General features: G+C 35.2%; 12 protein-coding genes. 1 reads left to right on the top strand and 11 read right to left on the bottom strand.

The window, feature by feature from the left end:
• Positions 1-478: 478 nt before the first annotated feature.
• Positions 479-1,087: a PBECR4 domain-containing protein gene (locus EKM65_RS02205; protein WP_125605053.1), complete on the top strand. Its 609-nt coding sequence runs from the start codon at positions 479-481 to the stop codon at positions 1,085-1,087.
• Positions 1,088-1,456: 369 nt separating this feature from the next.
• On the opposite strand, the gene glf is transcribed toward EKM65_RS02205, so the two are convergent.
• From glf to EKM65_RS02150, 11 genes are all read right to left on the bottom strand, one after another.
• Positions 1,457-2,560, bottom strand: coding sequence for a UDP-galactopyranose mutase (gene glf / locus EKM65_RS02200; protein WP_125605051.1), 1,104 nt, complete (start codon positions 2,558-2,560; stop codon positions 1,457-1,459).
• Positions 2,561-2,631: 71 nt separating this feature from the next.
• Positions 2,632-4,041, bottom strand: a complete 1,410-nt coding sequence (locus tag EKM65_RS02195) for a lipopolysaccharide biosynthesis protein (protein WP_125605049.1) — start codon at positions 4,039-4,041, stop codon at positions 2,632-2,634.
• 3 nt (positions 4,042-4,044) lie between these two features.
• A complete protein-coding gene (locus EKM65_RS02190) occupies positions 4,045-5,133 on the bottom strand; it encodes a polysaccharide pyruvyl transferase family protein (RefSeq protein WP_125605048.1) in 1,089 nt (362 codons plus the stop codon).
• A gap of 8 nt (positions 5,134-5,141) precedes the next feature.
• Entirely contained in the window at positions 5,142-6,314 is a 1,173-nt protein-coding gene (locus EKM65_RS02185; protein ID WP_125605046.1) for an EpsG family protein, read from the bottom strand.
• 54 nt (positions 6,315-6,368) lie between these two features.
• Positions 6,369-7,262, bottom strand: a complete 894-nt coding sequence (locus EKM65_RS02180; RefSeq protein WP_164506778.1) for a glycosyltransferase — start codon at positions 7,260-7,262, stop codon at positions 6,369-6,371.
• Between the two features lie 25 nt (positions 7,263-7,287).
• Positions 7,288-8,433, bottom strand: coding sequence for a glycosyltransferase (locus EKM65_RS02175; RefSeq protein WP_125605042.1), 1,146 nt, complete (start codon positions 8,431-8,433; stop codon positions 7,288-7,290).
• Positions 8,434-8,446: 13 nt separating this feature from the next.
• A complete protein-coding gene (locus tag EKM65_RS02170) occupies positions 8,447-9,751 on the bottom strand; it encodes a polysaccharide pyruvyl transferase family protein (protein WP_125605040.1) in 1,305 nt (434 codons plus the stop codon).
• Between the two features lie 3 nt (positions 9,752-9,754).
• A complete protein-coding gene (locus tag EKM65_RS02165) occupies positions 9,755-10,834 on the bottom strand; it encodes a glycosyltransferase (RefSeq protein ID WP_125605038.1) in 1,080 nt (359 codons plus the stop codon).
• Positions 10,835-10,895: 61 nt separating this feature from the next.
• Positions 10,896-11,609, bottom strand: coding sequence for a sugar transferase (locus tag EKM65_RS02160; protein ID WP_125605036.1), 714 nt, complete (start codon positions 11,607-11,609; stop codon positions 10,896-10,898).
• 176 nt (positions 11,610-11,785) lie between these two features.
• Positions 11,786-12,595 carry a tyrosine-protein phosphatase gene (locus EKM65_RS02155; RefSeq protein ID WP_225420372.1) on the bottom strand — a complete coding sequence of 270 codons (810 nt, stop codon included), beginning with the start codon at positions 12,593-12,595 and terminating at the stop codon, positions 11,786-11,788.
• Entirely contained in the window at positions 12,546-13,280 is a 735-nt protein-coding gene (locus tag EKM65_RS02150) for a CpsD/CapB family tyrosine-protein kinase (protein ID WP_125605034.1), read from the bottom strand. The genes EKM65_RS02155 and EKM65_RS02150 overlap by 50 nt, the downstream gene beginning before the upstream one ends.
• Between the last annotated feature and the right edge of the window lies 1 nt (position 13,281).

Here is a 13,281-nt window from a genome sequence, read left to right as displayed (position 1 = left end):
GATAACTAGTAATATAATATGCCATAACCGTTTGACATCAATGGTTACGGTCTGTTTTGATACTTTCAACCTTTAGTTACACTATTACTAACGTATGAGCGAGGGTGAAACGGAAGGAGAAAATGAAAATATTTAAATTTTTATTTGTGGTGACAAAATCTTGAATAAATTGTATTTAAATAGTGGGACACTTAATTTGATACTAAATGACTATTTTCAAATAATTAATGATCGTTGGTTGACATAACCTACTGCTCAATATAGTATATATCTTGAGGACGTTGTCGTCTGAATAGCCGTCCTTTGTCCAACGTTGAATGTGATTGAAGGGCATCACATTGCCTGGGTGAGGCTTTATATCTACCCGTTAGTCTTGGTGTAGGACTTCTCTACACCCGCCCTCTTGTACATAAAATTTGTCCCGCATCTTATTTATGGATGCGGGCTTTTTTGAATTATACTAATCGAGGATAATATTATGAAATATACGCCGCCTACCCAATTAAATATCTTCTTCGCAAACAAAGATATCTATCAGATTAATTCTGCTAATGATATTGACTATCTTAAAATACTGAACGATTACAAAAGAAACTTCGTAAATAATATCGCGGTACTGCACACAAATTATAAAAAAATTGAAACGATTAAAATATCATTTGCAGTTAATGATCTACCACATCTAATGGGCTGGGAGAAAATCAATCAATCTTCACATGCCTCTTCAATTATCAAAATGATCGAGTCAGAGAAAATGACTTATAGTTCAACACGCAAAAACCAGAATTTTTATCGCATCAAAGATCGTCTCTTAAACTATAATTTTCTTCATACCATTTTTATTAACGAAGACCTAAACACAGCAATTATGACCTCGGATATGAAACCTAATAAACTCCGCTTAGATATTGTATTTTATTCAGAAGAGGATCATAAGCACGCCATTATCTTAGGTCTAAGAAAGGATATGCACTCCAGCTACTTTATCCCAACAACATTACACGTCGAAAAAATCCCAAATCAATTCTCAAACAGAAGACGAACAAGTATCATTGGAACTATTGAATGGTATCAGAAACACAAATAAAATGATAACGATCCCCATCGCTAGCAAAGTAAATCAAAAATAAGGTTTCTCGATGATGATAAGTCTGTAGATGGATATTTTAATTATGTTATGGAATATTAATTTTCTTAATTAACCCATTTCCGGAAGATGAATGTAAGTAGGTATTCCGCGGTCATAATTCACAGTTCCCATTATCTATAATGAACTAGTATCAATTATTCGAATAGATGGAAACTATTTATAGATATCGTTAGAATGAGCGTGCAGGATAAACGATCAGTGACACAAAGTTCGTTTCAAGTCTGCTGAGTCAGAATTAGTCATAAAGTCGAAGTTAACTTTCATGAGGCCAGAATTGATCAGTTAATCAGTACTGGCCTCATGAAACTAATCCAATTCTTTTCTAGCAGCATACAATGCCGCAGCAATAACCTGATCCATATTGTAATAACGATAACTACCTAACCGGCCGCCAAAGATAACTTGTCCATCTTCACGAGCTAATTTAGCATATTCATGATAAAGTTTTCCGTTACGATCATCATTAACTGGATAGTATGGTTCATCACCACGATGCCAGTCCTTAGGATATTCTTTCGTTATAACGGTCTTAGATTGCGTACCATATTCGAAGTGCTTATGTTCAATAATTCGTGTATAAGCATGTTCTTTATCTGTATAATTAACAACCGCATTGCCTTGATAGTTTTCCATATCAAGTACTTCTGTATCAAACTTCAATGAACGATATTCCAATTCACCAAGTTTGTAATCATAATACTGATCGATCATGCCGGTATAAACAACCTTATCAGCATTAGCTAAATATTCTTCCTTGTTTGCAAAGAAGTCAGTGTTCAATTCAACTGTAATATTTGGCAGATTCAATAATTTTTCAACGATCTGTGTATAGCCACCGATTGGAATACCTTGATATTTATCGTTGAAGTAGTTATTGTCGTAAGTCATTCGAACGGGAAGTCGTTTGATAATAAAAGCTGGTAGCTCAGTACAATCACGGCCCCATTGCTTCTCTGTATATTCTTTAACTAACCTCTGATAAATATCTGTACCAACTAAAGAGATCGCTTGCTCTTCAAGGTTCGCCGGTTCTTTACCATTCAAAACAGCGCGTTGTTCATCAATCTTAGCTTGTGCCTCAGCCGGTGTAACCACGCCCCAGAGTTTATTGAAAGTGTTCATGTTGAACGGCATATTATAGATTTCACCGTGATAATTAGCGATTGGTGCGTTTGTATAACGATTAAATTCAGTAAATTGGTTCACATAGTTCCATACTTTTTTGTCAGAAGTATGGAAAATATGAGCACCATATTTATGTACCTGAATTCCTTCAACATCTTCTGTATAAACGTTGCCTGCAATGTGAGCGCGTTTTTCGATTACGGTAACTTGATGACCTTTTTTTGCGGCCTCATTTGCGAATACAGCGCCATAGAGACCTGCACCAACGATTAGATATTTTGACATTTATTACTTCTCCTAATCTTAAGCAAAATCTTTTTAATTTAAACCTTAAGCTAATATCCAAGACAAATTTATCACTTAAACCTATGAGCTATATTTTGAACAGCAGTTACAAAGACCGAACGATTATAATATACCGCGAGACAAACCAATGCCGTTAAGTATATATAAGATAATATGATATTTTCCACGTAAAATAGAACTAAGATTTGTGAAATAATAATTATTTGATTGACAATAATTCTTTGCTTGGGCGTTGTTACCACAACAAAACGCTGTGTATCCTTTACTCTGACCAACCACATAACTAAATAACTAATTGCCGAACTTAACCCTGCACCATATAAACCAAACGGTTTAACAAGGATAAAGTTCAATACCACATTTAATATTGCACCAACAATTGTAGTAGTGAATGCACCAGCTGTTTGTTTTGCAGCCACATAATTAGTTCCTAAGAACGTTGCAAAACTGGAATAAATTATCGCCACTAATAAAAAAGGAACATATTTCCAAGAATTATAATAACTTGTCGATACGAATAACCGCATAAATGGCCGTAAGAATAAGAGTATTATACTAGAACCAAGAAAGAGAAAGTCGGAATAAAACCTAAAAACAGTTGAGTAAAATATCGATTTTGATGATGAATTATATTCCTCGATTGAAGACATTTGCCATGATTGAAAAAATATTGTGTTGAGAGTAGAAAGTAAACTTGGAATTTTATTTGCAACTGCGAAAAGCCCATTTGCACTGACCCCAACAAATAAAAGTATGAAATAGCGACTGGAGGCATTACTAATCCACCAAGCTAAACTATTAGGAATTAATGGGATACAAAAGATCAAAAGGACCTTAATCTTTTCTAATTTAATTGTTTGAAAAACAATATATCTATTTAATCGCAACTTAACAAATAAAAAAACATTAGAAACTACTGAAGCAATTATCATTGACCATAAATATCCATTTATTCCAAAACGAAATATAACTAGCAATAATATATTGCACACTGCTGTAATTAATGTCGTTAAAATTCCGTTAAATGCAAATATTTTTACTTTATTAATTGCTCTAGCAAATTGTTGATTTAAAGATTGAAATGATTGAAAAACAAGAAGCAGCGCTGTCAAAAACACATTTTTGATATTAAAGATGGTAAAGAAGGGTACTATTAGCAATACTATCAGTGCACCAACACATGTTATTAACAACGCATTGCTGTAAATTGTTTTATTATCCTCGTTCGGATCCATAACAAAACGAAGAATTCCATCTGAAATACTTAAACAAATGATGGGCAAAAGTAAATTAACAGTCGTAGTCAAAAGATCGACGGTTCCATAATCCTTCGTGCTGAGCACATACGTATACAAGGGAACAAGTAATACCTGAATCAGCTTACTTCCCAAATTACCAATCGCAAAAACTGCCGAATTTTTTAATAGTTTATTATATTTATTATCCTTTTTATTTACCACGGTTTATTTAACCTCGGAAATATTCTTAAACGCATTAATTAGAGGTGTATATAAGCACCCTAATTCTGGTATTGCAAATGATTTATTTATCGTTACTTCTACCCATTCATAAATTTCCGATAAATCAAAATCATCTGCTAATAATATATTAGATTCATTTGCCAACCAATTCATATATGAATGTTTAACTTTTCCATTTGAATTATTAAAAACTACGCATGGCGTTCCTGTAATTACAGAAAAAATCATTCCATGTAATCTGTCGGTCACAACCAATTTTGATTCACTAAATTCCATGAACCTTTTATCGAGTATTCCTTGTCGTGCGTTTCTTTTTACAATGCGAGGTTTATCTATATTATTATCTGATTGTTTAACTTGCTTTAAAGCAGGGATTTTACAAATTGCTTTCAAAACATCCTGCTGTTTTTTATTTACACTCCCTTGTTTTTCCCGGTCATGTCGAAGCACTGCTAAAACACCAAATCTTTTTTCATTTGCAATAGGTAATTGTAAACTCAAAACTATATCTGGCGTAAATATTATTTTGTTCTTAAAGTTGTTTTCTAAAAGTTCTCTTGAACGATCTTCACGTGCTGTAAGAATAAATTCTTTATTCTTTGCATAAATATCAGAACTATTTTTTAACTCTGTACATCCTTCTCGGTTATCTGTAAAAAAGGCGCTTTGCGGAAAACTAACAATACGATTGTTAGGAAAATTTTCTACTACGCGTCGACGAATATTTTCCGAAAACATATACATATTACCAATGTTCCCGCCTCCAGATATTGCAACAACATCATCCGAAGTTATATATTTTTTTACCTGCTTAATGCCACTACTCGTCTGATAATCGAGAATTTCGACATAGTTAAAATTCTTTAAGTATCGTTGGACAAATTTACTTTGTGCAAGTGAAATCGCCAAATCGCCATAATTAATTTGACTTGATACGCCAAAAACGAAAAGATTGGGTTTATCATTATTACTTAAGCGTAGTTTGACATACGAATTTGTAATAACAGTAAATTTTCGTCTTGCTCTACTAAGAATATTAATAACCTTATTCATAACATCATCTTTTCTCAAGTATTTAGCTACAAAATTGATATATAGGGATAAATTCCATTAAAGCCACTTAATGTAAAGACAGTAAATAATGTTATGTAGTATAAACATATTATTACATCTATCACCCATTTGGCAGACCTATCAAAATATATTTTTATTGCAAATGGTATCAGAACAATTTCAAATATCTTAAAAAAGAAACCGATTCTTCCTATGACGACACTTGAAATAGAGATTAACTGAAAAAATATATCAATTAATAATATTACAGAAATATTTCGTAGATTAAAGCTTTCGTTTTGTTCTTTACTATTGATATATATATCCATCTGATCATTTCTTTTCATATTAAATAGAACAAGTATTAAAAATGGGACGGCTATTGACAATAATGTTTTAAAAAATGACTGTCCACCTTGCGGGCTGGAACCACCAATACCTAAATAGCGACTGTATTTAATAACGAATGAGGAACTACTTGACAGGATCATTCTTACTGCTACTACACCAATAGCTACAATTATTATCATCTTAAGGAACTTAATAATCTTTTTGAAACGGGAATTTTTTATTTCCACTGGAAACAAAAAAATAACAATTGGAAACATAACAATTGAAGAACGGTGAAAAACCGATGCAAGTATAAGTAATGAATAACCAACTAATTGATTGTTTTTTGAACTTCCATTAATTGAAAAATATGAAAATCCCAAAAAGATCAACGAAATCGCAATACATTGCCGCATAAGGTTTAATGAGAAACCATAGAATAAAGCAAAGTATAAGACTATTTGAACGGTCAATGATATAGAAAGAGCATTTGCAAAACGAAAACATCCATATACAACTGGAACAGTTATCAAGGATGCAATAATAAACAGTAGAATGTTAATATTACTCGTATATCGTGACACTAAGTAATTGAGAGTTGCATATCCGATTTCTGTTCCGCCGGCTGCCGTAGCACTATTTAGATAATAATCAAACGAAGCAAAAGAACCAGCAGCATTAAAATTAGGTAGTCCATAAACTAAAATATCTGTTCCCACTTGAACGGTTCTCAATCCAGCAACAACTATCATCGGAACAGAGATGATAAAAGAAGCAATTATTTGAGAAATTGAACTTTTGGGTTTTATTAATTCAAAAAAGATACTTATAGTTATCGTAACAAAAAGTGCAACTATATAAAATGTCATGACAACTCTCCAGGTTACTAATATAATTTTTATAATCGTTAAAATATTGAGTAATTATAGCTTCACAACTTTCGGATTGAAACTAAAGCCACTAACTGTGCCATTCAAGACGATTTTAAACCTTTTTACGCCGTCTTTTTGAAATAGTGCTACGACCGCTATGGACATATTCTTAAGAACCTTTTTCAAGACCATATAGTTATTTTCATACTTACGTAATATATAGATTCGGTTTCGGAATTCATAAAAATACCTATCTAATCTATCCGTGTCTTTTTCCGTAATAATATTTGGTCCTGAATTAGTTGCCATCATATGAATCACCTTACTTTTTTGAACCCAGTATGCAGAATAGCGAGTTGAAATGCGCCTTGAGAACTCTGCATCGTCACCCCAAATAAAGAATTCTTTAATTGGAAGACCTAACGATTTAATTGCGTCACTTGATACTAACATAGAAACAAAAGATGAACTAATTATTGGCAACAGACCATTCACTTTTTTATCATCAGTTGAAAACTTAGGAACATTCATGATTGCCTTACTATTATCTTTCCATAAGACGTTGCTAGCAAGTAGTCCAACTTCATTTACACCCATATCATTAAGAGAATTCTTGGCCTCAATTAATTGTTCCAGAGCTGTGTTTTCTGGGATAGTATCGTCATCCAAAATCCATACGAAATCAGGTGCATATTTAAACGAATCTTTTATGCCTTGATAAAAGCCACCAGCACCGCCAAGATTTTCGTTCATTATATGATGGTGAATTTTAAAACCTTTATTGTTAAATCTACTGACCACTTTTTGTGTATCTTGGAATCCACCATTATCTATCAATACTACATCCACACACGGATGCGATTGTTGATAGATCGAATTCAGGCAGTTTTGTAATAACTCCGGTTTATTATAAGTAACCACAACCGCTACAATCCTATCAAGCAAGCTTTCACGTCTCCTTTTAATCTCATTAGTTCGCACAAATCTGCGAAAACTCTTCATAGAATTTCCGTCGTTTCTCACTGAGAAGTTCCACATCATAATTTTGCGCATTATTATAATTTTCTTTTGCATTCTTTATTAAAAATTTTTTATCTGCAGAGGCTATCAATTGCGCAATTTCTTTCACGTTTCCTTTTGGAAAAATGCAATCTTTGCTGATAAGCTCACTTATCCCACCAACATCAGCACCAATCGCTGGACATGCCCGGCTAAGAGCTTCCGCCAAGGAACGTGGTAATCCCTCTTGCTTACTCGGCTGAATATACAAGTCAATTGTGTCCAACCAGTCGAATATATCAGAATGATCAATCGTCCCTAGAAAATTTACCTGATCTTCGACACCAAACTTCTCTGCAATCTGACGAAGACGATTGGAATTTCCACTACCGACAAGTTCATATTCAATTTTTAACCCTCTTTTTTTTAGACCGGCCAATGCTTCAATAACATATTCCTGTCCTTTATACCGAACATCCACTTGTGCTAGCGTTCCAAGTTTGAATACCATCCTATTATTTCTTATTCTCGATAGACGTTGTTCTAATACGTCTGTATTTGCTTTTTTGAGTACTACATCGGAGCACGCAATCCACCTACCATTGGTGGGGTATCTTTTTTCCAAATATTCTTTTGTGACATACATAACGTATGGAGCCTTCTTAAGTGCACTTTTAGTAAGAAGGGTCATAAAAGGTGCAATCATTTTCCCCTTTATATTGTAATTCCAATATGCATCCCAGGGGTCACCCACACATTCAATCAGATACGGAATGTGATGTTTCCGAGCGTAATGAATTGCAAACTCCGCCACCACACTGTGTAGTTTTACAATTAGTCCATCAGCAGTAGATATCTCATGCTCCATTTGTTTTAAAATACTACTCTTAGGGATCAAAGATCCATCAAAAGATGTTGGTTTAATCGTAACACGCGAATTTGTCAACTCAGAAAGACTAGTATCAGAATCTTGCTTTTCGATTACTCTACAAAAAATGGTTACAGAATCAAAAAAATCTAAATACTTGCTAATTATTTCATTCGAAAGGCCACCGGTGGTATAATATCGACCATTAATATTCCGAAGCTTATGATCATGTGCAAACACTAATTTCATTTTCAAACCTCTACTAAGCCTTATCTTTACTGCATAGTTGCTCTAATCGTTTGCGTTCCTTAATAACTTTTTCGTTATACATTCTGATTTTTGTATTGACTTCGCTTTCATTCATTAAAAGTTTCTCAAAACATTTAGACAGCCGCATGCTGGATACATCTGAAATATTGACAACATAATCGTCTAACCCAATATCGTGCATAATACCTTGAGATTTATTACCCGTGTATGCGATTGCTATTCCGGGCACGCCAGAAGAAATTGAAAAGATGACCGAATGAAATCTTGTTCCAACAACATAATCACAAAAACTATATATTGATTTAAGATCTTCACAATCAAAATTCTCGCAAGAGACTAAACGATATTCCTTCTTACTTAACGTACTTGTAACCTCTCTGATGCATGCACTATCATCCTCGTGTTCATTAATTGCCAGTGTATGAACAATTAAAACCGGCATATACCCACTATCAAATAGCCACTCAATAAAATTCGCCATTTCTTTTTTAAACTTCTCATAAGCCTCTTCCGAATTCTCAGCGTGTGGAAATCTATACGGGCGCATAGTTATCGCGACTAATTTTTTATCAAGAGGTAAGTTAAACTTATTGATCACGGTCTCTTTACTTATAGAGCTCTTAGGTAGTGAAAAGGCTAAATCCGGGAAATTACTTATATCTAATCCTAAATCATTTTTCACCATTCGCTGTGAGATTGTTTCTCTGGATGTTACTACCAAACATTTTTTTAAAGCTCTGTTTGCGATCATCTTAACAAGCGGTCCCTCAAAAGGGCCGAAAGAGTTAGGCATAACATATATCGGCTTATGCAGATGATTTGCTAAAAAAATAGGGTATGTCCAAAAATACATGCTGTATGTAGCAGTAAGTCCACCATAAGTTTGTAACAATCCACCACCCTTTAAAAATATACCATCTGACTCTGACATTACTTGAATTGTTTTCTGTTTATCCTTATCTAAGAAGTGAAACAAAACTTGCCGAGTTGGTTTCCACAGCAATAACATGCTTAATAATAAATCAAAACACGACACAACTCCCCATTTTATCTTTAAGCCCTTGGAATATCTCATATTATTATGATTGTGAAATTTTCTGGACGGGTGTTCCAAAACCGGGCTAATAATTTTAAATCCACGAACTTTGCTCTGTTCCACAGGCTCATTTTTTTCTGATGTTAAATAGTATTGTCCATGAAAGCCGGCAGCTTCCATAGTTTTTTTGGTTTCCCAAGCCAGTGCTTGATCACCTCTGTTCAGATCTGAACAGCCTGGAATGATTACGTACTTTTTCATAATTCACCTCAAAGTATCTGAATAAAGTTCTCTGTACTTATTAGACATTACATCAAGGCTATATGATTTCACGACATCCTCATGTGCAGTCTCAGTTATCGCGTTACTATTGTTCACGCCAATTTGTTGCAAAATATCATTCACAAACTCATCAGAAGATTTACAAACAAAACCATTCTGCCCCGAAATAATAACATCATGATTTCCAATCACATCGCTCACAATACATACCTTTCGTAAATACATTGCCTCTAATAACGACATAGGAAGTCCCTCCCAGCGTGAAGTTAGTATAAAGATATTAGATTGATTAGCTATTTCCAACACTTGATGACGACTTTGCCATCCAGTAACTTCAATATTATCAGCAGTTAAACTACTACGTAGTTCTCCGTCACCGATCCAGATAAATTTGTATTGAGGAAGACACAATGCAATTTTGTTAAATAAATCAGGATTTTTTTGATAACTAATTCTTCCGATTGTAAAGATCGTTCTTCGATCAACATGCTTATTTGTAGCTTTTAGATGTAAAATATCACCATCAATTTGTTCTGTATCTACTCCATTATTAATGTAAACAGACTGTTTATTGATTGCCCTACTCTCTTTATACTCTCCAAGGCTACAAGCAATTGTTACACATTTTCGTTTTGCAGAAATAATTTCGATATATTTAAAGAGTAATCTTTTAAACTTACTTTGATTAGACATTAAAAAGCTATACCCGTGAGGTGTATAAAATAATGTCTGCTCTTTATCATCAAAAGCCCATCTTCCAATCACACCTGCTTTAGAAGAATGTAAGTGTATAATATCTGGCCGTTCTAACCCATTAATTCTTCGGAGTCTGAAGAAAGCTCTTATATCATTAATAGGGGAAATTGTTCGAGTGAATTCCTTAAGGTAGATGAACTTAACCCGGTTATCAAATAGATTCTTAAAGTTAGTCGGCGTTTGTCTGCGAATTGAATATACAATTGTGATGTCAAACTCGTCAATCAAAGAATTAGACAGTTCTTGTATATATGTAAAAATTCCGCCTCCGAATGCTTCAACAACGAACATTATTTTTTTTTTCATACTGTCTCCAAAATATTAATCAGTCTAATACATGGTTTCCTAAGTAAACTTATTATTTCTTTTAATACGCACCATTAGGATGAATCATCACCCCAACGGTTTTGACTAGAACTTTGATATCCCCAGATAAACTGCGGGTTTTAATATATTCAATATCCAATTCAACCATATCATGGAAGCCGACGTCATTACGTCCGCTTACTTGCCACAACCCTGTACAACCTGGCTGAACGTACAACCGCTGTTTGTCATATTTCGTATAATTATCCGTCTCTCGCGGTAGTGGCGGGCGGGGGCCAACAAGTGCCATATCGCCATGAAGAACATTCCAAAGCTGTGGTAATTCATCAACACTGGTCTTACGAATCCATCTGCCAACCTTAGTAATTCTTGGATCGTCCTTCATTTTGAACATGGCGCCTTCAACTTCATTTTTAGCCAACAGGTCTTTAAGTCTCTGATCGGCGTCAACGCACATCGAGCGAAACTTATACATTCTGAACTTCTCGCCGTTATGTCCAATTCGGATTTGTGAATAAAAGACCGGACCTTTAGCATCCTCAATTTTAATTAGGATAGCAATCACCAGAAATAACGGTGAGAGTAATAATAACGCTAAAGAACTGGCCAATACATCGAAAATACGTTTAACAAATAAGTAGCCTTTTTGTGCTTCAATCCGATCCTGATCAAGCCAGATTTCCCCGACACTAGGTACTGATTGTGCATTTGCTACGGTCTGTGCCGTCTCGCCATTATTGACATGCCGCTCCATATCTCACTCCTCCAATACTTACCCTAAACTTCCCAGATAATATGTTATTACTGGACTATCTTCACAAGAAATATCTTACCCTATTGTGTGGCTGAAAATAAACCATTTTTTGTTACCCCATCAACTCTAATTGACTGTTATTTGTTGATTTAGCAATCAATAACTGCTAGTACTTTTTAAAATAAGAAACGTCTTTTATTTTCAGTTGGTGTTAGCTCAATCTGATGATTAATCGGTTCACCATTTAATAAGTGCTTAGAATTCTGATAGAACTGGGGACCATAGTTACGATCTAGGCGATCCAATTCCAAATACGCCTCTCGCAGCTTGAACTCACGGTTTGGTAACGCGTGGGCATCCGAAGAGAGCACATGAACCATGCCGTGGGCAATTAGTTCTTCAGAGAAGCGTTGGACTTTCTTACCAAAAGTCCCAATCAAACTAGTCGATGTCAGTTGACCCAACGCGCCGTCAGCAATGAATTGATAAAGTAATTCCGGTTGCTTCTGAATTTGCGCGTTGCGTTCTGGATGTGCAATCACTGGCGTAATGCCTTGTAAACTCAACTGAAAGAACAAATCAGTCGCGTATTGTGGCACTTGCTCATGAGGAAATTCTACTAAAAGATAATTCATCGCTGAATCAATGCCCAGAAGATCGTCCAAACGATCGACTAAATCGCCGTTAAGATGAACTTCCTGTCCGGGAAAGATAGTCAACGGTATTTTTCGCTCATTCAAGATATCTTGAAAGTCATCGACAGCCTTTTGAACATCACGAGCATGATTAACATAGTGACGATCCAAATGATGTGGTGTGGCTAAAATATAGCCGATACCATCGGCCACTGCGTCATTAGCTAGCTTTAACGATTCTTCGATGCTCTTTGACCCATCGTCAATTCCCGGCAGAATATGACAATGGAGATCAATTAGACTATTCTTCCTTGCCGTATGCGTAGCCGTAGTATCCGTCGCCATAGCCATAATAACCATCAGCTCCTTTAACTCTTACATCATTTAAGACAACGCCTAACACATTCGCACTGGCACGATCTAATGCGGCCTTCATATCTTTAACCGCGGTTTTGGTAGTGTGATTCTGGCGAACAACTAACACAACGCCATTAACTAAGTTTGACAAGATTTGCCCATCAGTCACAGGTAAAATTGGTGGTGCATCGACAATAATCAAATCGAAGTTGTTTTTAAGTTCGGCTAATACCTTAGTCATTAAGGGACTACCAATCAATTCGGCCGGATTAGGTGGTGTCGGACCACTAGGAATAATCGATAAATTCTCGACCTCAGTAGAATGAACCACATCCATGGCATCATCCGTTTGGCGAACTAAGTAGTTTGTCAACCCGCGATTGACATCTTGCACTTGGAAGGTTCTTGCAACTGTTGAGCGACGTAGATCGGCATCAATTAGAACAACACGCTTCCCAGTTTGGGCAAATTCAACTGCCAAGTTAGCTGTGATCGTTGATTTACCTTCCGAAGCTGTTGCCGATGTTACCATAATCGTTCGTAAATCTTGAGCCTCTTGAGCAAAGCTGATATTAGTTCGGATTGTTTTGATTTGTTCTGTAATAACTGAGGAAGGCTCGCTAACTGCAAACAACTTAGCTGCCTTAACCGGCTCAGCTACAAGTTTCTTATTAAACATT

Source organism: Lapidilactobacillus bayanensis (genome assembly GCF_003946695.1).
Taxonomy (GTDB): Bacteria; Bacillota; Bacilli; order Lactobacillales; family Lactobacillaceae; genus Lapidilactobacillus; species Lapidilactobacillus bayanensis.
This window is presented reverse-complemented; position numbering and strand designations above follow the sequence as displayed.